Source organism: Solihabitans fulvus (assembly GCF_008386585.1).
Classification (GTDB): domain Bacteria; phylum Actinomycetota; class Actinomycetes; order Mycobacteriales; family Pseudonocardiaceae; genus Solihabitans; species Solihabitans fulvus.
In genome coordinates, this window is sequence record NZ_VUOB01000093.1 from 1 (window position 1) to 25814 (window position 25814).

The 25814-nt window shown below is 69.7% G+C and carries 23 protein-coding genes; 15 read left to right on the forward strand and 8 right to left on the reverse strand.

Going from position 1 to position 25814, the window contains the following annotated elements; genetic code table 11:
* Positions 1 to 18: 18 nt before the first annotated feature.
* Complete coding sequence (locus F0L68_RS38910) at positions 19 to 432, reverse strand: acyl-CoA thioesterase (protein WP_149854936.1); 414 nt, start codon at positions 430 to 432, stop codon at positions 19 to 21.
* A 129-nt stretch (positions 433 to 561) separates the two neighbouring features.
* On the opposite strand from F0L68_RS38910, the gene F0L68_RS38915 reads away from it, so the two are divergent.
* Positions 562 to 3207 (forward strand): hypothetical protein, encoded by a 2646-nt coding sequence (locus tag F0L68_RS38915; protein WP_149854937.1) that lies wholly within the window; start codon positions 562 to 564, stop codon positions 3205 to 3207.
* Between the two features lie 103 nt (positions 3208 to 3310).
* On the opposite strand, the gene F0L68_RS38920 is transcribed toward F0L68_RS38915, so the two are convergent.
* The 4 genes from F0L68_RS38920 to F0L68_RS38935 all read right to left on the reverse strand — a co-directional run bounded on the left by F0L68_RS38920 (position 3311) and on the right by F0L68_RS38935 (position 6334).
* On the reverse strand, positions 3311 to 3727 hold the full coding sequence (locus tag F0L68_RS38920) for a hypothetical protein (protein ID WP_149854938.1): 417 nt from the start codon (positions 3725 to 3727) through the stop codon (positions 3311 to 3313).
* Positions 3728 to 3736: 9 nt separating this feature from the next.
* Positions 3737 to 5323, reverse strand: coding sequence for an alpha/beta hydrolase (locus F0L68_RS38925; RefSeq protein ID WP_149854939.1), 1587 nt, complete (start codon positions 5321 to 5323; stop codon positions 3737 to 3739).
* On the reverse strand, positions 5320 to 5616 hold the full coding sequence (locus F0L68_RS38930; RefSeq protein WP_149854940.1) for a hypothetical protein: 297 nt from the start codon (positions 5614 to 5616) through the stop codon (positions 5320 to 5322). The genes F0L68_RS38925 and F0L68_RS38930 overlap by 4 nt, the downstream gene beginning before the upstream one ends.
* A gap of 94 nt (positions 5617 to 5710) precedes the next feature.
* Positions 5711 to 6334 (reverse strand): TetR family transcriptional regulator, encoded by a 624-nt coding sequence (locus tag F0L68_RS38935; RefSeq protein ID WP_149854941.1) that lies wholly within the window; start codon positions 6332 to 6334, stop codon positions 5711 to 5713.
* A gap of 107 nt (positions 6335 to 6441) precedes the next feature.
* Between F0L68_RS38935 and F0L68_RS38940 the strand changes: the two genes are divergently transcribed.
* From F0L68_RS38940 to F0L68_RS38965, 6 genes are all read left to right on the forward strand, one after another.
* Positions 6442 to 8046, forward strand: coding sequence for an MFS transporter (locus F0L68_RS38940; protein WP_149854942.1), 1605 nt, complete (start codon positions 6442 to 6444; stop codon positions 8044 to 8046).
* A 141-nt stretch (positions 8047 to 8187) separates the two neighbouring features.
* Positions 8188 to 8688: an RNA polymerase sigma factor gene (locus tag F0L68_RS38945; protein WP_223199538.1), complete on the forward strand. Its 501-nt coding sequence runs from the start codon at positions 8188 to 8190 to the stop codon at positions 8686 to 8688.
* Positions 8685 to 9515 (forward strand): Rieske (2Fe-2S) protein, encoded by an 831-nt coding sequence (locus F0L68_RS38950; protein WP_149854943.1) that lies wholly within the window; start codon positions 8685 to 8687, stop codon positions 9513 to 9515. The genes F0L68_RS38945 and F0L68_RS38950 overlap by 4 nt, the downstream gene beginning before the upstream one ends.
* 152 nt (positions 9516 to 9667) lie before the next feature.
* The gene (locus tag F0L68_RS38955; RefSeq protein ID WP_223199539.1) at positions 9668 to 9994 is read left to right on the forward strand and encodes a plastocyanin/azurin family copper-binding protein; all 327 of its coding nucleotides are present in this window, start codon (positions 9668 to 9670) and stop codon (positions 9992 to 9994) included.
* A complete protein-coding gene (locus tag F0L68_RS38960) occupies positions 9991 to 10929 on the forward strand; it encodes a metallophosphoesterase family protein (RefSeq protein WP_188317074.1) in 939 nt (312 codons plus the stop codon). The genes F0L68_RS38955 and F0L68_RS38960 overlap by 4 nt, the downstream gene beginning before the upstream one ends.
* On the forward strand, positions 10926 to 11321 hold the full coding sequence (locus F0L68_RS38965) for a hypothetical protein (protein ID WP_149854945.1): 396 nt from the start codon (positions 10926 to 10928) through the stop codon (positions 11319 to 11321). The genes F0L68_RS38960 and F0L68_RS38965 overlap by 4 nt, the downstream gene beginning before the upstream one ends.
* A 91-nt stretch (positions 11322 to 11412) precedes the next feature.
* Here F0L68_RS38965 and F0L68_RS38970 read toward each other — a convergent pair whose 3' ends face one another.
* Positions 11413 to 12456: a sphingomyelin phosphodiesterase gene (locus tag F0L68_RS38970; RefSeq protein WP_223199540.1), complete on the reverse strand. Its 1044-nt coding sequence runs from the start codon at positions 12454 to 12456 to the stop codon at positions 11413 to 11415.
* Between the two features lie 178 nt (positions 12457 to 12634).
* Between F0L68_RS38970 and F0L68_RS38975 the strand changes: the two genes are divergently transcribed.
* Entirely contained in the window at positions 12635 to 13588 is a 954-nt protein-coding gene (locus tag F0L68_RS38975; RefSeq protein WP_149854947.1) for a cation diffusion facilitator family transporter, read from the forward strand.
* Positions 13589 to 13718: 130 nt separating this feature from the next.
* On the opposite strand, the gene F0L68_RS38980 is transcribed toward F0L68_RS38975, so the two are convergent.
* A complete protein-coding gene (locus F0L68_RS38980) occupies positions 13719 to 14810 on the reverse strand; it encodes a LacI family DNA-binding transcriptional regulator (protein ID WP_223199541.1) in 1092 nt (363 codons plus the stop codon).
* A gap of 351 nt (positions 14811 to 15161) precedes the next feature.
* On the opposite strand from F0L68_RS38980, the gene F0L68_RS38985 reads away from it, so the two are divergent.
* From F0L68_RS38985 to F0L68_RS39015, 7 genes are all read left to right on the forward strand, one after another.
* Positions 15162 to 16466 (forward strand): ABC transporter substrate-binding protein, encoded by a 1305-nt coding sequence (locus F0L68_RS38985; protein ID WP_149854948.1) that lies wholly within the window; start codon positions 15162 to 15164, stop codon positions 16464 to 16466.
* 212 nt (positions 16467 to 16678) lie between these two features.
* The gene (locus tag F0L68_RS38990; protein ID WP_223199542.1) at positions 16679 to 17623 is read left to right on the forward strand and encodes a carbohydrate ABC transporter permease; all 945 of its coding nucleotides are present in this window, start codon (positions 16679 to 16681) and stop codon (positions 17621 to 17623) included.
* On the forward strand, positions 17620 to 18456 hold the full coding sequence (locus F0L68_RS38995; RefSeq protein WP_149854950.1) for a carbohydrate ABC transporter permease: 837 nt from the start codon (positions 17620 to 17622) through the stop codon (positions 18454 to 18456). The genes F0L68_RS38990 and F0L68_RS38995 overlap by 4 nt, the downstream gene beginning before the upstream one ends.
* A gap of 8 nt (positions 18457 to 18464) precedes the next feature.
* Positions 18465 to 19703, forward strand: coding sequence for a glycoside hydrolase 5 family protein (locus F0L68_RS39000; RefSeq protein ID WP_149854951.1), 1239 nt, complete (start codon positions 18465 to 18467; stop codon positions 19701 to 19703).
* 62 nt (positions 19704 to 19765) lie between these two features.
* Positions 19766 to 22795, forward strand: a complete 3030-nt coding sequence (locus F0L68_RS39005; protein ID WP_149854952.1) for an alpha-mannosidase — start codon at positions 19766 to 19768, stop codon at positions 22793 to 22795.
* Positions 22796 to 22939: 144 nt separating this feature from the next.
* Positions 22940 to 23845: a glycosyl hydrolase family 18 protein gene (locus tag F0L68_RS39010; RefSeq protein ID WP_149854953.1), complete on the forward strand. Its 906-nt coding sequence runs from the start codon at positions 22940 to 22942 to the stop codon at positions 23843 to 23845.
* A 159-nt stretch (positions 23846 to 24004) separates the two neighbouring features.
* Positions 24005 to 24916, forward strand: a complete 912-nt coding sequence (locus F0L68_RS39015) for a glycosyl hydrolase family 18 protein (RefSeq protein WP_149854954.1) — start codon at positions 24005 to 24007, stop codon at positions 24914 to 24916.
* Between the two features lie 51 nt (positions 24917 to 24967).
* Here F0L68_RS39015 and F0L68_RS39020 read toward each other — a convergent pair whose 3' ends face one another.
* Positions 24968 to 25771 (reverse strand): hypothetical protein, encoded by an 804-nt coding sequence (locus tag F0L68_RS39020; RefSeq protein WP_149854955.1) that lies wholly within the window; start codon positions 25769 to 25771, stop codon positions 24968 to 24970.
* Positions 25772 to 25814 lie beyond the last annotated feature (43 nt).

Below are 25814 nucleotides of genomic sequence, written 5' to 3' on the forward strand. Positions count from 1 at the left end.
AAGATCTTCAGGACACTTCTAGACCAGCAGCTCCCGCATGGCGGCGCGCAGGTCGGCCGGGATCTCCACCGGTCTGCGGCTGACCCGGTCCACGAACACGTGCGTGAAGTGCCCCTCCGCGATCACCTCGTCGGCGCCGTCGCGGAGGAAGCCAACCTCGTAGCGGACGCTGGACCGGCCGAGGTGGCCGATGCGCAGGCCCGCGTCGACGGTCTCGGGGAAGGACATCGAGGCGCGGTAGGAGCAGTGCGACTCCACGCACAGGCCGATCGCCGCGCCGCCGTGGATGTCCAGGCCGCCGCGCTCGATCAGCCAGGTGTTGATCACGGTGTCCATGAACGCGTAGTGCACCACGTTGTTGACGTGCCCGTAGCTGTCGTTGTCGTTCCACCGCGTCGGGACGCGCTGCCAGTGGGGGTAGTCGGTGCGCATCTCCGCCATTCTGCCGGTTGACAGTCATCGGATGATTATCTAGCTTTCAACCTGCTCGCAGCCGCCCAGTCGAGCAACGAGCGGTTATAGATCGGATGACTTGCTGGATTCCTCAAAGAGGAGCGATCCATGCCCACCGCCATCACCCCACCAGTCGCCCGGCTCGGCCTGCTGGCCGCCGCCGCCCTCGTCGCCGGAGTCCTCGGCGCGGCCCCCGCCACCGCCGCGCCGTCGACCACGCTCTACGCCGCCCCGACCGGGTCCGGCACCGCCTGCACCTGGTCCAACCCCTGCTCCCTGACGGGCGCGCGGGACAAGGTGCGCACGCTGAACAACGCCATGACCGGCGACCTCACCGTCCGGTTGCGCGGCGGCACCTACCGGCTCACCGACACCGTCAAGTTCGGCCCCGCCGACTCCGGCAGCAACGGGCACGCCGTGCTCTACCAGGCGAATCCTGGCGAACACCCGATGATCAGCGGCGCGATCCGGGTTACCGGCTTCGGCGTCTACGACCAGTCCAAGGGCATCTACCGGGCGCCGGTCCCCGCCGGCACCGCGAGCCGGCAGCTGTTCGTCAACGGCACCAGGGCGCAGCGGGCGCGCGGCCCGCTGGACCCCGGCGGCTTCCAGCTCAGCGGGTCCAGCTTCGTCACCGCCGACCCCTCCTACGCCTCGTTCACCAACCCCAGCGCCGTCGAGGTGGTGCGGAACAACGCGTGGAAGCAGATGCGCTGCCCGCTGGCCAGCATCACGGCCACCGGATCCGGCGGCTCCAGCCTCAACGTGAACCCCGACTGCTGGCGCAACAACAACACCGCCGTGCCCAACCCGAGCTTCCCGCTCAACGGCGCGGGCCTGCCACGCCTCGACGGGGTCAGCTGGGTGGAGAACGCCTACCAGCTGCTCACCCAGCCAGGCCAGTTCTACCTGGACGGCCCGGCGGGCTACCTCTACTACGCGCCGAGGCCGGGGGAGAACCTCGCCTCGGCCGACGTCGAACTGCCGGTGTTGGAGAACCTGGTCGACCTGTCCGGCACGCCGGGCCACCTGGCTCCCGTCAACGACACCGACCCGGCCGTCGGCTACACGGGCTCCTGGGGCTACAGCTCCGGCCGGCCCTACGGCGACTTCCACGACGACGTGCACTACACCACCACCGACGGCGACTCGGTCAGCTACACCTTCACCGGCACCGGACTCGACGTGCTCGGCGAGGTCAACTCCGACGAGGGCGGCATCGACGTCTACGTTGATGGCGTCCGCACCAGGACAGTGACGCCGACCGGCGCGACCAGGCTCGCCCAGCAGGCCGTGGTGTCGATCGCCGGGCTGCCAAAGGGACAGCACACGGTGAAGCTGGTGAAGACGGGCGGCCAGTACCTGGTCGTGGACGGCTTCACGGTCGTGCCCGACGCGATCGCGCCGGTGCACGACATCAGGTTCAGCGGCGTCGACTTCGGCTACACCACCTGGAACCAGCCGAGCACCGCGGGCTACGTCGACAACCAGGCCGGCGTGCTGTGGGACCCGGTCACCCAGGCGCCCATCCGGATCCCCGCCGCGGTCCGGGTGCACCGGGGCAGCGGAATCTCCTTCTCCGGTGGGGAGATCGCGCACACCGGCGGCACCGGCATCGACCTCGCGGACGGCACGCAGAACTCCTCGGTGACCGGGAACTGGATCCACGACACCTCGGGCGGCGGCGTCTCGCTCGGCGAGGTCGACGACTTCTACCTCACCGACCCGGCGCGGATGTCCAGCGGTGACACGATCTCCGAGAACACCATCGAGCACGTCGGCGCGGACTACCAGGACGCGGTGGGTATCTGGGTCGGCCACGGCCGCTCGCAGGTGGTGTCGCACAACGACGTCGGCCACACGCCGTACTCGGGCATGTCGCTCGGCTGGGGCTGGGGCTGGGCGTCCACCTGCGATCTCCAGTCCAAGCAGGGCCTCGGGAATCCCTGCCGGCACGGCACCATCTACTCCGGCGGTAACCAGATCCTGAACAACCACCTGCACGACGTGATGGGCGTGCTCAACGACGGCGGCCCGATCTACACCCTGGGCGGCCAGGGCGGCGGCGACGGCTCGCTCACGTCGGTGTTGGCCGGCAACGTGGTCAGCGGCGGCAACCACACCAACAACATGCTCTACCACGACGAGGGCAGCTCCTACTGGAACACCCACGACAACCTCGTGCGCTTCGGCGGCCAGGACTGGATGGGCATGTGGACGCCGACCATCCACGACATCACCGTGCACGACAACTACTCCGACTACGCGGCCAACAACATCAACGGCACCAACATCACCTTCGCCCAGGCGACCGTCGTGGCCGGCGGCAACTGGCCCCCGGCGGCCAGGGCGATCATCGCGGCGGCCGGCGTCGACCCGGCGTTCCGGCGGCCCGGCTGCGTGGTGGACGACGACGACCTGGCCATCGGGTACACGGGCGCCTGGTTCGCCAGCGGCGCACGGGGGTACGGCGACCTGAACGACAACGTGCACGCCACCCAGACCAACGGCGACGCGGCCACGTTCTCCTTCAACGGCACCGCGATCTCCGTGCTCGGCGAGCGGAACTCCGACCAGGGACAGGTGGAGATCGTGCTCGACGGCGTGTCCAAGGGCCTGGTGGACACCTCCTCCGCCACTCGTCAGACGCGGCAGGCGATCTACCGGGCGACCGGGTTGGGCGGCGGCCAGCACACCGTGCAGGTCATCAAGCGCAGCGGCACGTTCGCGACGCTGGACGGGTTCCAGTGCTGACCCGTCGTTGAGTCACCGTCGACCAGCACTGCCGTACGCCACGGCAGTGCTGGTCGACGGCCTGTTGCTGGCGGCGCGGCGACGGAGCTGGTGACGGGCCGCGCTACTCGGTGGGGGCCGGCGTCCCGTCCGGCCACACGCACGGGGAACTGCCGGTCAGGTAGAGCTCGCCGAGGTCGTTCGCCTTGAGGGCAAGGCGAAAGCCGTCGCCGGTGTGCTCCACCCAGAGGTACGGGTTCGCCGGGCGCTCGTCGGCGAGCACCCGGAAGTCGTTGGCCTCCCACCAGGTGCGCAGGGCGTCGAAATCTTCGCCGAACCCGGCGGGCGGCAGGTCGTGCACCTGGTACTCGACGGACGCGATGACGCGGCCGAGCGGGCCGTTGTCGGTGGGGTCGTCGCACTGCGTGGTCTCGGCGATCAGCAGCTCCGGTCGGGCCTGGCGCGGCAGCACCGCGAGCGCGCGCCGCGCGTGCTCCTCGACGCGCTGGGCGGCCTGCGTCTGGGTCATCGTGTTCTGCATCGGACCTCCCTAGCTCGTCGGCTTGCCGGCGATGATGTTGCCCATGTTGTCCAGTGCCCGGTTACCGGGGTCCCAGTACTGACTGTGCACGGAGGGGTTCCAGCCAAGCTCGTACCACGGTCCCGCCGCGCCGGGGTTGCTGGCGAAGGTGGTGCCGCCGAAGTCGTCGCCGGTCGGCGCTGGCCCGTGGCTGCCGGCGGCGACCCTGATCGGGTCGTGCTGCGCGACGGTGGCGTGCACGTGCTGTCCGACCTGGTCCGGGCTCACGCCGACGAGGTGCAGGCCGCGCGCGTTCTCGACGCCGACACCGGGGCTGGCCACGAAGACCACGTCGTCGGCGTTGAGGCCCTCGTCGCGGGCGGTGATGCCGACGACGGTGGTGCCGTAGCTGTGTCCGATCACCGTGTTGTGCGAGGGCGCGCCCTCGTGGGTGGCGCGCAGGCCGTCCTGGAACCGTTCGAGATCCTGCTTCGCGCCGTCCGCGAACCTGTCCTCGGCGGCCTGCGGCACGATCGACTGCGGCGCGTCGTAGCCGACCCAGGTGATCACCGAGGTCGACGGCGAGCCCGACTTCCGCGCGGCCAGCGCCATCGTGTCGGCGCGCTCGAGATCGCCCCGGCAGGTGGCCAGTTTCGCGCCGGTGCCCGGCACGAAGGTGGCCACGTTCGTTGCGGTGTCCGGGTTTCCCATCGCGACGATGGCGCGGCCGTTGCCGTCGGTGCTGATGCCGAGCAGGTACGGCTGGAGCCGCGCGGCGCTCGGGGCGACGTTGAGCCTGCCGGTCACCGCGTCGAGGCCGCGGAGCTTGCCGTCGATGTCGTCGAGGCGGTGGTTCTCGTCGTCGCTGCGGTGCGGCTTGGCGGCCAGCGCGGCGCGTTCGGTGTCGAGCGCGGAGCGTTGTGTGTCGAGGACGACGCGGTTGGCGCGATCCCGGTACACGGCGGGGATTCCGTCCAGGGCGCCGAGTTGGTCGGGGTGCGCGAGCAGCTGCGCCTCCTGCTCCTGCGGGGTCAGCGAGTCCCACCACCGCTTCACCTCGGCCGGCGCGGTGCCGCGCGCGGGCATTGCGCCGCTGGCGGTGGTGCCCGGCGCCCCACCGGCTGCCGGCGCGAATCCGGTCGCGTGCGGGGTGAGCCCGCGCAGCGCGGCGGCGGCCTCCTCGTCGGCGATGGTGGCCTCCCGCAACAGGAACCGCACCACGGTGGTCAGTTTCGCGGCGAGCCGGTCGCCGCCCTGCGGCGCGAAGTCCGTCGCGCGCACCGTGCCGTCCGGCTGGATGTGCAGGGCGTTGTCCTCGGCCATGCCGATCGCCTCGTGCAGCCGCTGCTGAACCTGGGTCAGCCGGTCGCCGACCGAGGTCAGCACCGGCGGGATGCCGCCGAGGTGTTCGGCGACGTCGGTCAGCTTTCGGTGCTGCTCGGCGAGGTTCGCCCTGGCCGAGTCGCCTGCCGTGCCCTGCCAGTCGGTCAGCGCGGCGAGGTGGTCGGCCAACTCCCTGCCCCTGCCGGCGATCCGGCCGGCGAGGTAGGTCCAGCGCTGCGCGTGCCTGGTGAACACGCCGGGGTCGGCGTCGCGTAAGTCCGGGACCGTGATCATCGGCCGAACCGGTTCTCGTTGGCGGCCTCGACGTCCAGGTAGGTCGCCGAGCTGAGCATGACGTTGTCGCCCGCGGTGGCGATCGTCGTGCCGAACAGCGTCAGGGCGTCCTGCCAACCGGCGTCGCAGTCGGCGTGCGCCCTGAGCGCGGCGAAGGCCTGGCCGGTGCCGGGTGATTCGGACGCGGTGTGGTCGCGGAGGTCGCGGTGCACGCCGTCGGCGGTGTCCACGATGTTCCGGCCGGTCCTGCCAAGCGATGTCGCGGTGACCGCGAGCGCGTTCTCCGACGCCACAGCCTCCCCCTCTCGGACGGTGCGCAGGCCCGTGTGACGGTGGGAGAGGTGCCGGCGGTTCCGTCGACGCGCGGATGCGTGGACCCGGATCCGGTCAGGCGTCGGCGGCGGGGTAGTTGAGGCCGGCGGCCAGCAGGGTGAACGCCTGGTCGACGAGGTCGGACACGCGCGCCCCCGGGCGCTTGGCCTGCCAGGCGCCGACGGCGGTCTGCACCGCGCACACCGTCACCGAGGCGACGAGGTACGGCCGGGGGTCCGCGTCGCGGTCGACGCCCATCCGCGTGGCCACCAGGCCGGCCAGGTCGTCGAGCCGTGCCGTGCCGTACTCCATGCTGCGCGCGGACAGCGCGGTGCTGTCCGCCAGCAGCTGTTGGGTGCAGGCGAACCGCGACGGGTCGAAGCCGGACTCGCCCTCCTCGCTGGCCCGGACCACGCCGACGATCGCGTCGCGCAGCGCGGTGAGCACCGGCTGGTCCGCGGGCTGCTTCGCGTACGCCGCGAGCATCGCGTCGACCAGGTCGAACTGGAGGGTGAGCGCGACGTCTTCCTTCGAGGTGAAGTAGCGGAAGAAGGTCCTCGGCGAGACCTCGACGGCGTTGGCGATCTCCTCGACCGTGGTCGCCTCGAATCCCTTGCGCTGGAACAGGGTGAGGGCGGCGCTGATCAGCGCGTCCCTGGTGCGCTGTTTCTTGCGTTCCCGCAGGCCGGCCTCGGTCATCCCGCGAGTTTAGCGCGGCGGCGGGCGATACGTCATCTAGTGCCAGTCGTCACATCATGGCGAACGCCTGTTGACGACACTTGTCAGCCTGTGACACTTTCTACGGTATGGCTCAGTCCTCCTCCGGCGTCCTCGCGGCGTCCGACACCACCGCCCCTGCCGCGCCCGCGCCGCCGAGGCGGCGCGGCTACGGCCACCCGTGGCTGACTCTGCTCGCCGTCGCGTTCGGCGTGATGATGGTCGGCCTCGACGCCACCGTCGTGTCCATCGCCAACCCGGCCATCGCCCGCGACCTGCACGCGGACCTCGCCGGCCTCCAGTGGGTCACCAACGGCTACCTGCTCGCGCTGGCCGTCTCGCTGATCATCGCCGGCCGGCTCGCCGACCGCTTCGGCCGCCGAACCGTGTTCTTCGTCGGCGTGGCGGGCTTCGCCATCGCCTCGGTCATGGTCGGGCTGTCCGACAGCATCGGGATGGTCATCTTCTGGCGGGTCATCCAGGGCTTCGCCGGCGCGCTGCTACAGCCGGCCGGCCTCGCGTTGCTGCGCAACACCTTCCCCGCCGAGAAGCTCAACATGGCGATCGGCATCTGGGGCGGCACGTCCGCGCTGGCGATCGCGAGCGGGCCGATCGTCGGCGGGCTGCTCGTCGAGCACGTCAACTGGCAGTCCGTGTTCTACCTGAACATTCCGGTCGGCCTCGTCACGCTCGCGCTCGGCGCGTGGGTGATCAAGGAGTCCCGCGATCCCGACGCGGGCGGCTCGTTCGACCTGCCCGGTGTCGCGCTGCTGTCCGGGTCGCTGTTCGCGCTGGTGTGGGGCCTGATCAAGGCCCAGGCCCACGGCTTCGGCGACGCCCTGCCGCTCGGCTTCTTCGCTGGCGCGATCGTGCTCGGCGCGCTGTTCGTGCTGCGGGAGAGCCGCGCTTCACATCCGCTGTTGCCGCTGAGCCTGTTCCGGTCGGTGTCGCTGTCGGCGGCCACGGCGTTGGTGACGCTCGCGTTCTTCGCGCTGTTCGGCGCGTTCTTCTTCCTGACGCTGTACTTGCAGCAGGTGCACGGGCTCAGCCCGGTCGAGGCAGGCGTCCGGCTGCTGCCGCTGACCGCGACGTTCATGTTCTCCTCGCCGCTGGCCGGGGCGCTGACCGCGAAGCTCGGGCCGCGCCCGCCGCTGGTGGCCGGCATGCTGCTGACCGCGGTCGCGCTGTTCGGGCTGTCCCGGCTGACGGTGGACGCGCCGTTCGGCGAGCTGTGGCCGTGGTTCGTCGTGCTGGGTATCGGTTTCGGCTTCGTCATCGTGTCCGGCACGGAGGCCATCGTCGGCAACGCGCCGGTGCAGCTGGCCGGCGTCGCTGGCGGGCTCCAGCAGACCGGCATGCAGCTCGGCGGCGTCCTCGGCACCACGATCTTCGGCACGTTGATGGCCACCAAGGTCGGCGACGTGCTGGTCGGTCGGCTGACCGACTCCGGCCTGCCGGCGGAGGCCGCGGCGCCGTTCGTGGCGGCCAAGGAGTACGTCGCGCAGGGCGTCGCCCCGGTGCCGCCGGGTGCTCCTGCCGAGGTGGCCAAGGCCATCACCACCGGCAGCCACCTCGCCTTCATGGACGGTTTCAGCCAGGCGCTGGTGGTCGGCTCGATCGTCGCGGCGGTCGCGGCCGTCGGCGCGCTGCTGGTCAGGAAGGGCGAGAACAGCGGAGGTCCGGTCGCTCTGTAACCCGCCCGCGTACCTAACTTCGTGGGGCACTGTGCCCCTCGGGTCAGGGCGGGATGGTGACAGGTGGCGGCGCACCGCTTCCGTGCTCGCGGTCGGCCGGTTCGTGTTGACGAACCGGCCGATCCGCCGCGTCTGCGTCTGGTGGGCGACGAGGTGTATGCGGGCTGGGAGGAGATCTACCGGGACAACGTGGACCGCGTGTACCGGACGTTGTTCGCGAAGCTGGGAAACCGGGCGGACGCGGAGGATCTGACCACCGAGGTGTTCCTGGCGGCGCTGCGCCCGCTGCGCGTCGCGGCTCCGGTCGGCCAGGTGCGGGCCTATCTGTTGGCGACCGCGAGAACGGTGTTGGCCGGGCACTGGCGGCGCACGCTCGGCCGGGAGATCACCACGCTGGACGACGAGCGCGTGGAGATCGCCTTCACCGAGCAGGGCGGCCTGCCGGACCAGCCCGACCGGGTCGCCGCGATCCTCGCCGAGCTGCCGGAGCGCTATCGGAAGGTGCTGCGGCTGCGGTTCCTGGAGGGCTGCTCGGTCAAGGAGGCCGCCGAGGAGCTGGGCGTCAGCGTCGGGAATGTGAAAGTGTTGCAGCACAGGGCACTTCGGCAGGCCGCGCGGCTCGCGGAAGGGACGCAGCCATGACCGAACGTGGAGTGCGCGGGTTCGTCGGGGAGCTGCTGCGGGCGCGGCCGTCTCGGTCATCTCGGCAGTTCCGGTGGTCTCGGCTGTTCTGGTGGTTCCGCGTGGATTCCGCCGACGAGGCGGTGTTGCGGACCGCGATCGCGCTGCGGGCCGCGCGGCCGGATGCCGGGACGCCAAGGGAGGACTTCGTCGCCGGCCTGCACGAGAGACTGGCGGCCGAGCTGGGTGAGTCGGCTTCTTCGACTTCTTCGGGGCATCCGGGATCTCTGGGTTCTTCAGGGTCTGGCGGGCACTCGGCGCAGGGCGGAGCCGAGCCGGTGGCGTCCGGACCGGAGAGCGGGCGGGCGGCTGGGGCCGCACCGACCCGGCGGCGGTTCGTGCGGGTCGCCGCCGCGGTGGCGGCCGGGTCGGCCGGGCTGGGTGTCGGTCTCGGGCGCCTGTTGGGCGTGCGACCCGATGCGCCGCCGGTGGTGGCCGAGCCGACGCTGCAACCGAATGCCGGCGAGTGGCGCGCGGTCGTGGCCAGCAAGGATCTGCCGGAGGGCGGCGTGCGGCCGTTCGAACTCGGCGCGGTGGTCGGGTTCGTCGAGCGGACCGGCGGCCAGCTGCGCGGCGTCAGCGGGGTGTGCACGCATCTCGGTTGTCGGCTCGCGTTGGACGCGCCGAGCCGGGAGCTGAACTGCCCGTGTCACCGGGCGTCCTTCGCCGTGTCGGGAGAGGTGCTGCGGCATCAGCTGCCGATCGCGTTGCCGGCGCTGCCTCGGCTGTTGGTGCGCGAGTCCGATGGTGTCGTGCAGGTATTCGTGCCCTCGTCGGGTGCCATGTAACCCGACTGCGTATTCCAGGTATGCGAAAACTCAAGTACACCAAGGGAATCTGGGTGGCGGCGGTAGCCGTCGTCGGCCTCCTGGGTCTCTCGGCCTGTTCCGCTCCGTCGGCCGCGCCGGCGGCGTCCAGTCAGTCCACTGTAGACTCAGGCATGACCGGCATGTCGATGGCACCGTCCGGCACGGCCGGCCAGAGCACGTCCGCGCAGGCCGGGGCCGCGGCGACGAACTCGGTGGCGATCAAGGACTTCGCGTTCGCGCCGGCCACCGTGACCGTGCCGGTCGGCACGACCGTGACGTGGACCAACAGCGATCAGGACCCGCACACCGTGACGGCGACCGAGTCGGGCAGCCCGCTGCGGTCGCCGACCATGAACAACGGGGCGACCTACAAGTACACGTTCACGAAGGCGGGCAGGTACGACTACCTGTGCACGATCCATCCGTTCATGACCGGCACGGTGGTGGTGACGCCGTGAGCGTCGAGCAGGATCCGCAGGGCATGACCCGGCGGCAGTTGCTCCGGCACAGCGCGTGGTTCGGCGCTGCCGTGGTGCTGACGGTCGCGGGCGGCGAGGTGATCAGCCAGGTCGCCGACGCGCAGAACCCGGCGCCGGCCGTCGACGACCCGACCGCGCTGCGGTTCGTGCAGATCAGCGACAGCCATCTCGGGTTCAAGGGTTCGGCGAATTCGGCCGTCGAGGACTCGTTCGCGCACGCCATCAAGCAGGTCAACGCGCTGCCGTACCGGCCGGACTTCGTGGCGCACACGGGTGATCTCACGCACCTGTCGACACCGGCGCAGTTCGACCAGGTCAAACAGATGATGAGCGAACTGAAGACCGGGCAGGTGTTCACCGTGCCCGGCGAGCACGACTCGATCGACGACGGCGGGCAGAAGTACCGGCAGACGTTCGGGGCGGGGACGCAGGGCGACGGCTGGCGCAGCTTCGACGCCGGGGGCGTGCACTTCATCGCGCTGGTGAACACGGTGAGCCTGGAGAAGCTCGGCCATCTCGGCCCGGACCAGGTGGAGTTCGTGCGCAAGGACGTGGCCGGACTGTCCAGCGACACACCGATCGTGGTGTTCAGCCACGTGCCGCTGTTCGCGATGTATCCCGCGTGGGGGTGGGGCACGGACGACGCGGTGCAGGTGCTGAGCCTGCTGCGCCGGTTCGCGTCGGTGACCTGTCTCAACGGGCACGTGCACCAGCTGTTCACCAAGACCGAGGGGAACGTGACGTTCCACAGCGCGACCACCACGGCCTATCCGTTGCCGAAGCCGGGCGACGGGCCGGCGCCGAAGCCCCTCGTGCTGCCGGCCGGGAAGCTCGGTGATGCGCTCGGGATCCGGGAAGTGGCCTACCACAAGGGAAGTCAGGCCTTGGCGATCAAGGATGTGAGGCTGGCATGATCGTCGTTCGGTTGGCCGCCGCTGCGTGCCTCGCGGTGAGCGGGTATGTGCACGCCGACCTGTATGTGCACGGGTATCGGGGGATACCCGGGGTGGGACCGGCGTTCCTGGTGCAGGCGGCGGCGTCGTTCGCGCTGGCCGCGTTGTTGCTGGCTGGTGGCGCGGGGATCCTGCGGCTGATGGGTGTCGGGCTGGCGGCCAGCTCGCTGGTGGGGTTTGTGCTGTCGCGGACGGTGGGTGTCTTCGGGTTCGTGGAGCGCGGGTTTCAGCCCGCGCCGCAGGCCGTGGTCAGCGTGCTGGTCGAGGTGGCCGTGTTGGGATTGCTGGTGCCTTCCGGGGTGGTCGGGGTCCTGCGGTGGCGCGCAGGGCGTGCCGTGCGGGCCGCGGGGTAGGGCGGTGCTGGCACGCCGGCCGCCGGGAGTGCGTCGGCGTGACGTTGCGGCGAGTCCTTGCGCCCCAACGTCACGCCGATGCGGGCTCGCGTCAGCCGAGCGTGAAGGTGGTCATGATCGGGTAGTGGTCGCTGGGGGAGTAGGTGTCGGGTTGGCCGGGCTGCCAGCCGTCCTGCGGGTCGACCAGCACCTGCACCGCGTCGACGCCCGGGGTGGGGCGGCTGTTGCCGGCGGCGTCGGTGTAGTTGAGGTAGCCGAGGTAGTCCAGGCTGTCGCGGTAGTCGACCGGGAAGCTCTCGATCGGCGCCATGTACTGGCACCACGCGCTGACCGTGCAGTCCATGGTGCGGATCGGGCCGGTCGGGTCGACGGTGGACAGGACCGCGTCGCCCGAGCGGCTGGCGCGGTCGAGGTCCGAGTCGCCCGGCGCGCGGCCGGTCTGGCCGGCGAAGTACTCGATGTTCAGGTCGCCGCCGATCAGCACCGGTCCCGCCGTGCCGACCTTGCCGTTCACCCAGTTCCTGATCTCGGCGAGCTGCGCCACTCTGGTCGCCCTCGTCGAGTCGGTGGACACGCTGCTCTGGTCCGCCTGAAGGTGCGTGCCGACGACCCAGGCGGGCACGCCGTTCTTGTTCACCCGCACCAGGGCGGCGCCCTTGTTGGCGTTGTAGTCCCAGGTGCCGGTCTTGGAGTTGCGGAACACCAGCGCGTGCTGGGCCTCGATCGGGTACTTCGAGAGGATCATGGTGCCGCCGTTGATGACGAACGGGCTGTTCGAGCAGTTGCCGCTGACCGACGTCCAACCGCCGCCGGAGCAGACCTGGCCGACGACGGGTGTGCGGTACGGGTAGACGTCGGCGAGGTTCGACGCGATGTCGCTGGTCGACGCGTGGTTGAACAGCTCGTCCAGGATCACCACGTCCGCGTCGTGCGTGCGCACGATCGCCTCGACGCGGGGCGTGCGCTCGGCGGCCTTCTCGTTCTTGATGCTGTCGACGATGGCGGTGCCGAGGTCGACGTTGAAGGCGAACACGGAGAGCGTGGGGGCAGGGGCTGCGGAGGCTGTGCCGGTGCCGGTGGCCAGCAGGGCGGCGGCCAGCAGCAGGGTCGCGGCCAGTCCTCGGGGCTTGGTCAAGGTCGTTCCTCGGTGCAGGGGACAGGGACGGCACAGCATGGCGTGATCACTGAGCGCGGACGCCGCCTGCCGGCGAAGATCTGGTGACACAGCGGTGAACGGGGAGGTGCGGTGCGTAACGAAAACGGCAATCGCTGCCAGGTTTGCACACATGCGCATACGTTGATATGTTGGCGGCATGCAGCCTGACGACCAGCACGGTCACGGGGGTCACGGGCACGGCGTCGCGGTGAACGCGGACCGGCGGTGGCTGACCATCGCGTTGGTGCTGATCGTGGCCTTCATGTCCGTCGAGGTCGTGGTCGGCATCATCGCCGGCTCGCTGGCGTTGATATCCGACGCCGGGCACATGCTCACCGACGCGGCCTCGATCGTGCTGGCGCTCATCGCCATCCGGCTCGCCGCTCGACCGGCGCGCGGCGGCTACACCTACGGGCTCAAACGGGCCGAGATCCTGTCCGCGCAGGCGAACGGGATCACGCTGCTGCTGCTGACCGCGTGGTTCACCTACGAGGGCATCAGCCGGCTCATCGACCCGCCGCCCGTGCAGGGCGCGCTCGTGCTGGTCACCGCGCTCGTGGGCATCGCCGTCAACATCGTCGCCGCGTGGTGCATCAGCAAGGCCAACCGGAGCAGCCTGAACGTCGAGGGCGCGTTCCAGCACATCCTCAACGACCTGTTCGCCTTCATCGCCACGGCAGTGGCCGGGCTCGTCGTCTGGCTGACCGGGTTCACCAGGGCCGACGCGCTGGCCGCGCTGGTGGTCGCCGCGCTGATGGCCAAGGCGGGCTGGGGGTTGGTGCGGGAGTCCGGCCGCATCTTCCTGGAGGCGGCCCCGACCGACGTCAATCCCGAGTCGGTCGGCGGGGAACTGGTCGGCGTGCCGGACGTCGTCGAGGTGCACGACCTGCACATCTGGCAGATCACCTCGGGCGAGCCGGCTCTGTCTGCGCACGTGCTGGTCGATCGGGGCGCCGACTGTCACGCGGTGCGGGGGCGGCTGGAGCGGTTGCTGCGGGACGGGCATCGCATCGGGCACACCACCTTGCAGATCGACCACGCCGACGCGACCGGCCGCACGACGGAGCGGCACTGCGAGCAGTCGCACGGGAAGACGCATCGCCTGGCGTAAAGCCAGCCGTCGTGCGGATTCGATCAGCTGCTGTCCACTCTCGGTGGGCCGGGTAGCGCAGAGTTCGTGGCCTGTTCGGTCGGAGCGCCGAGGGCCGTGAGGGGATCCCGGCACGCCCTCCAGAATCCCCTCACGGCAGGGGAGGGGGAGCTGTGCTGCCCCTCGGCTCCAGGCGCGGGACGTCGTCCTCAACGTCGTGCGGCGCCTCGCCCTCGATGAGGGCCAACAGTTGTTGGGCCGCGTGGCTGCCGAAGGCGTGTGTGTCGCGCACCAGCGCCGTCAGCTGCGGGTGGGTCAGGCGGCACAGGACCGAGTCGTCCCAGGCGACCACGGAGAGGTCCGAGGGGACGGAGAGGCCCAGTTCGCCTGCCACGCCAACGCCCGCGACCGCCATCACGTCGTTGTCGTAGATGATCGCCGTGGGCGGTCCGGGTTCGGCCAGGAGTTGGCGGGTCTCCCTTGCGCCGGCCTCGTCGCTGTAGTCGGTGGCCACTGAGTCGTGCGTGGACAGCCCGTATTTCCTTGTGGCTGCGCGGAAGGAGTCGATTCTTCGCTTGGTGTGGATGAGCTCGGGCAGACCGGCGATGTGGGCGATCCTGCGGTGACCGAGGCCCACCAGGTAGTCGACGATGGACGCCATCGCGCCGGTGTCGTCGGCCCAGATGCTCGGCACAGTGCCGGTCGAGGTCGGGCCGCCTATCAACAACGCGGGCAGGCCGAGCTCAACCAGGAGCGCCGGCCTCGGGTCGTCCACCCTCGGGTCGACGACCAGCACGCCGTCCACCCGATGCTCGGACCACCACTGCCGGTACAGCGCCATCTCGGCCGCCATGTTCTCCACGACCTGGAACAGCAGGGCCGACGCGCGCACCGACAACACGGCCTGCATTCCGGAAACCAGCTGGAGGAAGAACGGCTCGATGCCCAGCGTCTTGGCGGGCCGGGCGAACACGAGACCCACCGTGCCGGCTCGCGCAGCGGACAGCGCGCGGGCGGCGCTGTTGGGGTGCCAGGACAGTTCTTTGGCCACGCCCAGTATTCGTTGCCGGGTGTCCTCGGAAACCCCCGGACGATTGTTCAGCGCAAAGGACACCGCGCTCTCGGACACGCCGGCGCGCCGGGCGATGTCCCTGATGGTGGTGCGTCTCGGCCGGCTTCGGCCGTTGCCGTTCGGCGGCTGCGCCTCGGGTCCGGACGGACCGGTGCCACGCAGGGAATCCAATTGGCGCCCCCAATCAGTGTCCCTGGCTGAAGCGCTTTACCTCGTCGGAGCTAAACCGCATTAGTGCGAGCACTATGAGCCTGTCTGCTGTCTGTTGTCAAGCACTGGACAAAAGGTGGACAAATTCGTCACGATGCGTTGACATCGTCGCTGGTGCGAGGGCACTTTGAAGGTCACCACGGGAGCCGAACCAGCCCTCGGCTCCCGTGGTGACCACCCCGGCTCAGGCCAGGACGCCGCTGCGCCCCAGCGGCATGTGCCGCCCTGTCGTGCCGTCCCCCGTAGTAGCAGCTGCCTCGCGGCGGCTTGTCGTCCCCTCGTGTAAGGCATGCACAGCAAAGGAGCTATGCGATGCGCAGCGCCAGAATCCTGCTCGCCGCCGTCACCTCCGTCGCGGTCGTGTCCCTGTCCGCCTGCGGTATCGGCGGATCTGGCGACTCGGGCTCGCAGTCGACGGCCAACGACGGCCCGGTGACCGGCGATGTCACCGGCACCATCAGCTTCGAGACGTGGAACCTCAAGGCCAAGTACTCCGACTACTTCACCGGCCTGATCAAGCAGTTCGAGCAGCAGCACCCCGGTGCGAAGGTCAACTGGCTCGACCAGCCTGCGGACGGCTACGCGGACAAGCTCAGCGCGGACGCCAGCGCCGACTCGCTGCCCGACGTCATCAACCTCTCGCCCGACTTCGCCTACCCGCTGTACAAGAAGAAGCTGCTGCTCGACCTCGACAAGGCGGCGCCGGACGCGGCCAAGGACTACCTGCCCAACGCGTGGCAGGGCAACGTGATGCCGGGTCAGAAGGACAACTACGCCTTCCCCTGGTACCTCAACACAGGGCCGTACTTCTACAACAAGAAGCTGTTCACCGACGGCGGCCTCGACCCGAACAAGCCGCCGACGACCTACGACGAGCTTGCGCAGCAGGGCCTGACGTTGGCCAAGAACACCAACGGCGCGTTCGCCATGCTCGGCCAGACCCCGCAGATCGAGGACCTCGGCCTCTACGGCGTCGACCTGATGGACCCCGCCGGCACGAAGTTCACCTTCAACAGCGCGAAGGGCGTCAAGCTCGTCGAGCTGTACAAGTCGATGTACGACGCGAAGGCGCTGCTGCCGGAGGCGTTGAGCGCCACCTACACGGGGTCGGGCAAGAAGTTCCTCGCCCAGCAGGTCGCGATCAGCTCGGGCAGCGCGTACGACCTCCAGACCTTCCGGACCGACGCGCCCAGCCTGTACGCCAACGTCGGCATCACCGCGCCGATGACGAACACCGGCCACGCCAACATGTACGTCCAGGGCCTGTCGGTCGCCGCGCACAGCAAGAACAAGGCCACCGCCATCGCCTTCGGCCGGTTCGTGACCAACGCGCAGAACCAGATGGCCTTCGCCAAGATCGTCACGGTGTTCCCGAGCACGGCTGGCACGCTCAACGACCCGTTCTTCACCCAGGACGACGGCACGGACATCGGTCGGGTGCGGGTGGCCTCGGCCAAGCAGCTCGCGAACGGGATCAACTACACCCCGGTGCAGCTCAGCGACCAGATGAAGACGGTGCTGCGCAACGAGTTGGCCAACGCGATGCTCGGCAAGTCGACCCCGCAGCAGGCGCTGGACAACGCGGTGAACCAGTGCAACCAGCTGCTGGGCCACTGAGAGAGATGACGTGAGTACAGCTACCCAGAGCTCCTAACACAATGGCGTTCGATCAGGGAGCGGCGGCCAGGTGGGCGAGATGTCTCGCAGGGGTCGTGACCGGAGGAAGGAGGCATGACGGAGTCATGGTGACTGACGACAACGCCGCAGATCGTCTGCCTGGGCGTCGCGAGCCGAACAGTCATTGTGTTAGGAGCTCTCAGGACGCGCCGGTGCCTTCGTCGGCGGCGACGGACCTCCGCGCGGCAGGTCGGGGCGCGCGGAGGTCCGGCCGGGGGATCCGCCGCCACTGGCGCGCGACACCCTGGCTGTTCCTGTTGCCAGGCCTCGCCATCACGCTGCTGTTCAGCCTGTATCCCTTTGTCAACACCATCATCCTGGCGTTCACCGACGCGCAGGTGCTCGGCGGTGGCAACTTCACCGGCGGCGCGAACTTCAGCAGGATGCTGCACGACCCGCAGTTCTGGACCGCGCTGCGCAACAGCGCCCTGTACGTCGTCGGCGTGGTGCCGTTCCTGGTGTTGCTGCCGCTGCTGCTGGCCATGCTGGTGCAGCGGCACATCCCGGGCATCGCGTTCTTCCGGGCCGCCTTCTACACCCCGGTGGTGGCCTCGGTCGTCGTGGTCGGCCTGATCTGGACCTGGTTGCTGGACAGCAGGGGTCTGGTCAACAGCGTGCTCAAGGCGCTGCACGTGGTGTCCGAGCCGGTGCCGTTCCTCACCGACGAGACGTTGCTGCTGATCAGCGCCATGCTGGTGACGATCTGGAAGGGCCTTGGCTACTACATGATCGTGTACCTGGCCGCGCTGGCGAACGTGCCGCGCGACCTGCACGAGGCCGCCGAGGTGGACGGCGCCGGCCCGGTCCGGCGGTTCTTCTCGGTCACCGTGCCGGCGATTCGGCCGACGATGGTGTTGGTCGGCGCGCTGTCGGCGGTGGCGGCGTTCCGGGTGTTCTCCGAGATCTACATCCTGTCCGGCAGCTCGGGCGGCCCGGCCGGCGCGGACATCTCCCTCGTGATGCTGATCCGCCAGGTGGGCACCGGCCTGAACGGCGAGCTGGGCTACTCCTCGGCGCTGAGCGTGGTCCTGTTCGTGCTCACCCTCGGCCTGATGCTGCTCACCATGCGGCTCAACAAGAACGAGGAGGTCGCGTGAATATCCGTGCGCAGCGGCCGGGCCGGATCGTGCTGCGGTACCTGCTGTTGCTCGCCGTGCTGGCGATCTCCATCGGGCCGTTCCTGTGGCAGCTGTCCACGTCGCTCAAGGGCGTCGGCGAGGACATCTACAGCTATCCGCCGCAGTTCGTGCCATCGGAACCCACCGCGCGCAACTACGCGCGGGTCGCCGACGTCGTGCCGGTGTGGGGGTTCGCGCTCAACTCGCTGCTGGTCGCCGTTGCCAACGTGGCCGCGAACTGCGTCGGCGCTGCCCTGGCCGGCTACGCGCTGGCCAGGATGCGGTTCTTCGGCAGGAAGTTCGTCGTGCTGGCGTTCGTGCTTGCGCTGCTGGTGCCCGGCGAGAGCATCATGATCTCGCTGTTCCTGATGATGCGCTCCATGCAGCTGTCCAACACGCTGCTCGCGGTGGTGCTGCCCGGCGCGGTGTCCGCGCTCAACGTCCTGTTGATGCGCAACGCCTTCGCCGGCCTGTCCTACGCCGTCGAGGAGGCGTCGCTGATCGACGGGGCCAACGCGTGGCAGCGGTTCACCAGGATCGCGCTGCCCTCGGTGAAGGGCACCATCGCGGTGGTCGCGATCTTCTCGTTCATGTTCAGCTGGGACGACTTCCTGTGGCCGCTGATCGTGCTGCACGACCCCGACAAGTACACGCTCACCATCGGGCTCAACTACCTCCAGGGCACCTTCGCCAGTGACCAGCGGCTGATCGCCGCCGGCACGATCATCGCGGTGGCGCCACTCATTCTGATGTTCCTCGCCCTCCAGAAGTACTTCTTCCGCGGTGTCGGCGCGGGAGCGGTGAAAGGTTAGGAAACGCAATGCGCTTCGGCGTCAACTACACGCCGTCCGTCGGCTGGTTCTACCACTGGCTGGACTTCGACCTCGACGACGTGCGGGCCGACCTCGACTCCATCGCCGCGCTCGGCCTCGACCACGTGCGGGTGTTCCCGCTGTGGCCGGTGTTCCAGCCCAACCGCGCGCTGGTCCGGCCCAAGGCGGTCGACCAGCTGCTGAGCATGGTGGACGCGGCGGCGGAACGCGGCCTCGACGTGGCCGTGGACGGGTTGCAGGGACACCTGTCCAGCTTCGACTTCCGGCCGTCCTGGACGCTGACCTGGCACCGCCGCAACATGTTCACCGACCCGGAGGTGGTCGACGGCCAGGCGCACTACCTGCGCACGCTGACCGAGGCGCTGCGGGACCGGCCCAACTTCCTCGGCATGACGCTGGGCAACGAGGTCAACCAGTTCTCCGACAAGCCGCACCCCGACCCCGACCCGGTCAGCGCGGCCGGCGCGGAGTCGTGGCTGCGGCGGCTGCTCGACGTGTGCGCCGAGGCCGACCCGCGCGGTTTCCACTCGCACTGCGAGTACGACGCGGTCTGGTTCCAGGACGGGCACCCCTTCACCCCGGCGCAGGCGGCCCGCATCGGCGCGGCCACCGCGGTGCACTCCTGGGTGTTCAACGGCACCGCCCAGCAGTACGGCTCGAACTCGGTCGCCACCGTGCGGCACGCCGAGTACCAGGTCGAGCTCGCCACCGGCTGGGCGCGGGACCCGGACCGCCCGGTGTGGCTCCAGGAGGTCGGCGCGCCGTCGCCGCACATCCCGGTGGAGTCGGCGGCGGACTTCACCGGCCAGACCCTCGACAACGCGCTCACCTGCGGCAACCTCTGGGGTGTCACCTGGTGGTGCTCGCACGACGTCAACCGGTCGCTCGTTGACTTCCCCGAGCTGGAGTACGGCCTCGGCCTGCTCACCTCGGGGCGGGAGAACAAGCCGGCCGGGCTGCGTGTGGCCGAGACCATCCAGGAGTGGCGCGCGCGGCCGACCGAGCCCGCCGTCCGAGGCACGGCCCTGGTGCTCGACGTCGGCGACGAGGACACCGCGCCCAACCGCTCCACCTGCGCGCCGGGCGGGCAGTTCTTCGACGCCTGGGCCGCGCTCGCCCAACAGGGTGTGCGCGCCGCCGTGGTGCTGGCCTCCAGGGCCGGCGACACGCCATACCTGGCCGCCAGAGGCATCACCGAGCTCGTGCACCCGGAAGATGTGCGCTGACAAGAAACCCGATAAGACCCGACAGCCAGCAGACATCCTGATCACCGACGGAGTGAGAGACCATGCATGACGATCGACGGTTGGTCGAGGGACGCGTCGACCGGGCGCTGAAGGAGCGGATCAGGCCGGCGGTGTACCCCGTGTCGGTGCCGGCGGAGATCGCCGTCTGGCACGCGCCGGGCGAGCCGGTGCCGGCGGAGGAGGGGCTGGCCGCGGAGTACGCGCCGGCCGTCGTCGGCGACCGCTGGGGACCGGCGTGGGGCACCAGCTGGTTCCGCATCGCCGGTCAGGTGCCGGGCGACTGGGTAGGCCGCACCGTCGAACTGCTGATCGACCTCGGCTTCGACGAGAAGATGCCCGGCTTCCAGTGCGAGGGCCTGGTCTACCGGCCGGACGGCTCGCCGGTGAAGGGCCTCAACCCGCGCAACACCTGGGTGCGGATCGGCGAACCGGTCGCCGGCGGCGAGGACGTCCTGCTGTACCTGGAGGCCGCCGCGAATCCCGTCCTGCTCGACTACCACCCCTTCCTGCCGACGACGCTGGGCGACAGGACCACCTCGGGCCCCGACCCGCTCTACCGGATCGAGCGCGTCGACCTCGCCGTGTTCGACGCCGAGGTCTGGAACCTGGTGCAGGACATGGAGGTGCTCAGCCAGCTCATGCACGAGCTGGGCACCGACAGCCCGAGGCGGTGGGAGATCCTGCGCGCCCTGGAACGCTCTCTCGACGCGCTCGACCTGCATGACGTGCCGGCCACCGCGAAGGCCGCACGGGCCGAGCTCGCCGACGCGCTCGCCAAGCCGGCGCACAGCAGCGCGCACCGGGTCTCCGCCGTCGGCCACGCGCACATCGACTCCGCGTGGCTGTGGCCGCTGCGCGAGACCGTCCGCAAGGTCGCGCGGACCACCTCCAACGTCACCGCGCTGATGGACGACCACCCCGAGTTCGTGTTCGCGATGTCCCAGGCGCAGCAGCTCGCCTGGATCAAGGAGCACCACCCGAAGGTCTTCGCCAGGGTCAAGGAGAAGATCGAGGCGGGCCAGTTCGTCCCGGTCGGCGGCATGTGGGTCGAGTCGGACACCAACATGCCCGGCGGCGAGGCGCTGGCGCGGCAGTTCGTGCACGGCAAGCGGTTCTTCCTTGAGGAGTTCGGGCTGGACACGCAGGAGGTGTGGCTGCCCGACTCCTTCGGCTACACCGGCGCGCTGCCGCAGCTGGTCGCGCTGTCCGGGTCGAAGTGGTTCCTCACCCAGAAGATCTCCTGGAACCAGACCAACAAGTTCCCGCACCACACGTTCTGGTGGGAGGGCAACGACGGGACCAGGGTGTTCACCCACTTCCCGCCGGCCGACACCTACAACTCCGAGCTGTCCGGCAAGGAGCTGGCGCACGCGTCGAGCAACTTCAACGAGAAGGGCCGCGCCGACTGGTCGCTCGTCCCGTTCGGCTGGGGCGACGGCGGCGGCGGTCCCACCCGCGAGATGCTGGCGAAGGCGGCGCGACTGTCCGATGTGGAGGGATCGCCGCGCGTGACGATCCAGCCGCCGGCCGACTTCTTCCAGGCGGCGCACGACGAGTACCCGGACGCGCCGGTCTGGGTCGGCGAGCTGTACCTGGAGTTCCACCGGGGCACCTACACCAGCCAGGCCAAGACCAAGCAGGGCAACCGGCGCAGCGAGCACCTGCTGCGCGAGGCCGAGCTGTGGGCGGCGACCGCCGCCGTCCGGCTCGGCGCGGCCTACCCCTACGAGCAGCTGGACCGGATCTGGAAATCAGTGCTGCTCAACCAGTTCCACGACATCCTGCCCGGCTCGTCGATCGCCTGGGTGCACCGCGAGGCCGAGCGCACCTACGCCGAGGTCGCGGGCGAGCTGGCCGAAGTCACCGAGGCCGCGCAGCGCGCACTGGCCGGCGAGGGCACCCGGCCGATGGTGTTCAACGCCGCGCCGCACGACCGCGACGGCGTGCCGGCGGCCGGCGCGGCCCCGCGTCCCACGTTCGACGGGGCCGGGGTCACCGTCGAGGCGGTCGGTGACGGCGGTTTCCTGCTGGACAACGGAATCCTGCGGGTCGCGGTCGACTCGCGCGGCCTGGTCACCTCCGCGTTCGACGTGGCGGCCGGCCGCGAGGTGGTCGCGCCGGGGCAGGTGGCGAACCTGCTGCAACTGCACCCGGACTTCCCGAACATGTGGGACGCCTGGGACGTGGACTCCTTCTACCGCAACACCGTCACCGACCTGACCGAGGCGACGGAGGTCGCCGTCGTCACCGAGGAGGCCGAGCGGGTCTCGATCAGGGTGGTGCGCGAGTTCTCCTCGTCCAGGGTCACCCAGACGCTGACGCTGGCCGCCGGGCAGCGCAGGCTGGACATCGACACCGAGGTCGACTGGCACGAGACGGAGAAATTCCTCAAGCTGGCCTTCCCGCTGGACCTGCACACCGACCGGTCCGCGTCGGAGACCCAGTTCGGGCACGTGTTCCGGCCGACGCACGGCAACACCAGCTGGGACGCGGCCAAGTTCGAGATCTGCGCGCACCGCTGGATCCACCTCGGCGAGCCCGACTACGGCGTCGCGCTGGCCAACGACTCCACCTACGGCCACGACGTGACCCGCGCGGCCCGCGACGGCGGCGGCACGACCACGACCGTGCGGGCGTCGCTGCTGCGCGCGCCGAGATTCCCCGACCCGGACACTGATCACGGCGTGCACAACTTCCGGCACACGCTGGTCGTCGGCGCGGCCGTGGCCGACGCGGTGCGCGAGGGCTACCGGGTCAACCTGCCGGAGCGGACCGTCACCGGCGGCAACACCGTCGCGCCGCTGGTCGGCACCGACAACCCGGCGGTGGTGGTCGAGGCCGTGAAGCTCGCCGAGGATCGGTCCGGCGACGTGGTGGTGCGGCTGTACGAGGCGCACGGCGGCCGGGCGACGGCGCGGCTGGCGCTGGGCTTCCCGGTCGCGGCGGCCTGGTCGACGGACCTGCTGGAGCGCCGGTTCGACGCGACCGAGGACCACGACGTGGCCGGGGACGCGCTGACCGTGCGGCTGCGCCCGTTCGAGGTGCTGACGCTGCGCCTGTCGAGGCGCTGACCTCGGCACGCCAGGGGCGGCGACCGCGGCCGAGGAATTCGGCCGCGGTCGCCTTCTGGCGCGTATTAATGGTGAAATGACAATATCGGCCAGCTTGGCAGAAGAATATTGTCGTGACGCAAATCACGTACCTAGCATCGCGGTATGAGAAAACTCGGTGTCGCGCTCGGCGCGATTCTCGTTTCCCTGTTCTCGCTATTCGGTGGCGCCGCCGCGCACGCGGCCACCGGCAGGCACGTGATTCTCTACTACCAGACCCAGTACGACAACGGGCAGTACGTGTCGCCGTTGGACCTGACCTCGCATCAGACCGGCACCACCGACGTGGTCGTCGGGGCCGTGCACCTCGACTCGAACAGCGTGGTGCACCTGAACGACGATCCACCGGACTCGGCCAGGTACACGCAGATGTGGACCGACCTGCACGCCATGCAGCAGCAGGGCGTGCGCGTCTCCGCGATGGTCGGCGGCGCGGCGCAGGGCAGCTTCCAGCGGCTGGACACCGACTTCGCCACCTACTACCCGCTGCTGCGCGATCTCGTGCGGACCTACGGGCTCGACGGCGTCGACCTGGACGTCGAGGAGTCCATGTCGCTGACCGGGCTGGAGCGGGTGATCGACGCGCTGCGGGCGGACTTCGGCTCGGGCTTCATCGTCACGCTCGCGCCGGTCGCCACCGAACTCAGCGGCGGCGGCGGCCTGTCCGGCATCGACTACGACGCGCTCTACCGGGACAAGGGCGACGAGATCTCCTGGTTCAACGCCCAGCTGTACTGCGGCTGGGGCAGCCTGAACTCGACCGCCGACTACGACGCGATCATCAGCCACGGCGTGGTCCCCGCGAGCAAGGTCGTCGCCGGCACGCTGACCAACCCGGCCAACTGCGGCAGCGGCTACGTGGACCTGAACACGCTGAAGTCGACGCTGGGCCAGCTCGTGCAGAGCTACCCGGACTTCGCCGGTGTGGACGGCTGGGAGTATTTCAACTCGCTGCCGGGCGGCACCTCCGCGCCGTGGCAGTGGGCCGCCGAGGTCTCCTCAGTCCTCTAGCCCCGAACTCGATCCCGGTCACTCGTGAGTTCGGCCGAAACACCGGCCGAACTCACGAGTGCGATCGCGTTCCTTCGCTGTTCGTCGTAATATGACAGAATCGGTCAGACCTTGGTGCCGGTATTGCCGCGAATCGAATCGCGTCCCTAACATCGAGGCATGAGAAGATTAAGTATCGCGCTCGGCGCGGTCCTCGTCGTCCTGTTTTCCTTGCTGGGTGGGGCAAACGCGAATGCCGCCACGGGTAAACGGGTCATTCTCTACTACCAGACGCAGTACAACAACGGCCAGTACGTGTCGCCGTTGGGTCTCACCTCGCACAAGACCGGCACGACGGACGTCATCGTCGGCGCGGTGCACCTGGACGCCAACAGCGTCGTGCACCTCAACGACGATCCGCCGACCGCGGCCAAGTACACGCAGATGTGGACCGACCTGCACGCCATGCAGAAGCAGGGCGTGCACGTGCTGGCGATGGTCGGCGGGGCCGCGCAGGGCAGCTTCCAGCGGCTGGACACCGACTTCGCCACCTACTACCCGCTGCTGCGCGATCTCGTGCGGACCTACGGCCTCAGCGGCGTCGACCTGGACGTCGAGGAGTCCATGTCGCTGGCCGGGCTGGAGCGGGTGATCGGCGCGCTGCGGGCGGACTTCGGCGCGGGCTTCATCGTCACGCTCGCCCCGGTCGCGACCGAGCTCAGCGGCGGCGGCGGACTGTCCGGAGTGGACTATGACCGGCTGTACCGCGACAAGGGCAGCGAGATCTCCTGGTTCAACGCGCAGCTGTACTGCGGCTGGGGCAGCCTGGCCAACACCAGCAGCTACGACCGGATCATGTCGCACGGCGTCGTGCCCGCGAGCAAGGTCGTCGCCGGCACGCTGACCAACCCGGCCAACTGCGGCAGCGGGTACGTCAGCATGACCACGCTGAAGTCCACCATCAAGAAGCTCGTCGCGAAGTACCCGGGCTTCGGCGGTGTGGACGGCTGGGAGTACTTCAACTCCCTGCCCGGCGGCACTTCGGCGCCGTGGCAGTGGGCCGCGAACGTTCGCTCCGCGCTGGGTTCCTGACCATTCGTCAGCGTCGGGGCGGACGTCGTCCGCCCCGACGCTGCCCTGGTTCTAGTTCCAGATCAGGGCTTCGAGCTGGTAGCCCTCCCTGGTGCTCGTCGTGCTGTCGACGTTCGTGAGGCGACCGATGCGGCCGCCCGGCGTCTGGAAGCAGTGCGCCTGGCCGAGGTCGTTCCCGTCCTCGGTGAAGGCCCTTCCTTTGCGCTTCAGCAGGTCGGTGCACTCCTGCTTGGAGCCGTCACCGCTCAGGTACGCGAACAGGACGCCGGGGCCGCCGTAGAGAGTCCAGTCGGTGTGCTTGATGTACACCCCGTCGTGATTGGCGGGCGACGGCGGGATCGTGTCGAAGTTGACGCCGTCCTCGTTGACCCGCAGGAGTCCCTGCCAGGCGATCGACGTGCCGCCGGGCTGCGCGGAGCCCGCCGTCGACGGCGCGCTCGTCGGCCCGGACGTGGCGCCCCCGCTGGACGTTGTCGGCGGACGCGTCGCCGAGGTGGTCGGCGCGCCGGCCGAGCTGCTGGTGGGCGCGGTCGACGTGCCTGCGCTCGATCCGGTCGGCTCCGGTCGGACGGCCACGGTGGTCCCGGTGGTCAGGACGACGACCAGGGTGATCACCAGCAGCACGATGACCACCGCCAGCACCGCGAACATGGGCCGCACCCAGCGGGGCATCGGGGCGGGTGTGACGGCGGTGCCCGGCGGCAGTGCCACCTGTGTCGACGGCCCGCCCCGCCGATCTGGTGCCACCAGGTCCGACCGGTCGGTGCGGACCGAGGGCACGTGCTTCAACGGCTGGGGTTCGCCAGGTAAGTGAGACTTCGTCTCCTGGCCCTCGTCATTGCCTGGTCGCGACATGATCGACAATCGTAGCCAGCGGGCCACGGCGTGCGGGCGAAGT

Coding starts and splice junctions, on each gene's coding strand:
- F0L68_RS38910 (WP_149854936.1), bottom strand. CDS start 432: ATGCGCACCGACTACCCCCACTGGCAGCGCGTCCCGACGCGGTGGAAC.
- F0L68_RS38915 (WP_149854937.1), top strand. CDS start 562: ATGCCCACCGCCATCACCCCACCAGTCGCCCGGCTCGGCCTGCTGGCC.
- F0L68_RS38920 (WP_149854938.1), bottom strand. CDS start 3,727: ATGCAGAACACGATGACCCAGACGCAGGCCGCCCAGCGCGTCGAGGAG.
- F0L68_RS38925 (WP_149854939.1), bottom strand. CDS start 5,323: ATGATCACGGTCCCGGACTTACGCGACGCCGACCCCGGCGTGTTCACC.
- F0L68_RS38935 (WP_149854941.1), bottom strand. CDS start 6,334: ATGACCGAGGCCGGCCTGCGGGAACGCAAGAAACAGCGCACCAGGGAC.
- F0L68_RS38940 (WP_149854942.1), top strand. CDS start 6,442: ATGGCTCAGTCCTCCTCCGGCGTCCTCGCGGCGTCCGACACCACCGCC.
- F0L68_RS38950 (WP_149854943.1), top strand. CDS start 8,685: ATGACCGAACGTGGAGTGCGCGGGTTCGTCGGGGAGCTGCTGCGGGCG.
- F0L68_RS38955 (WP_223199539.1), top strand. CDS start 9,668: ATGACCGGCATGTCGATGGCACCGTCCGGCACGGCCGGCCAGAGCACG.
- F0L68_RS38965 (WP_149854945.1), top strand. CDS start 10,926: ATGATCGTCGTTCGGTTGGCCGCCGCTGCGTGCCTCGCGGTGAGCGGG.
- F0L68_RS38975 (WP_149854947.1), top strand. CDS start 12,635: ATGCAGCCTGACGACCAGCACGGTCACGGGGGTCACGGGCACGGCGTC.
- F0L68_RS38985 (WP_149854948.1), top strand. CDS start 15,162: ATGCGCAGCGCCAGAATCCTGCTCGCCGCCGTCACCTCCGTCGCGGTC.
- F0L68_RS39000 (WP_149854951.1), top strand. CDS start 18,465: ATGCGCTTCGGCGTCAACTACACGCCGTCCGTCGGCTGGTTCTACCAC.
- F0L68_RS39005 (WP_149854952.1), top strand. CDS start 19,766: ATGCATGACGATCGACGGTTGGTCGAGGGACGCGTCGACCGGGCGCTG.
- F0L68_RS39010 (WP_149854953.1), top strand. CDS start 22,940: ATGAGAAAACTCGGTGTCGCGCTCGGCGCGATTCTCGTTTCCCTGTTC.
- F0L68_RS39015 (WP_149854954.1), top strand. CDS start 24,005: ATGAGAAGATTAAGTATCGCGCTCGGCGCGGTCCTCGTCGTCCTGTTT.
- F0L68_RS39020 (WP_149854955.1), bottom strand. CDS start 25,771: ATGTCGCGACCAGGCAATGACGAGGGCCAGGAGACGAAGTCTCACTTA.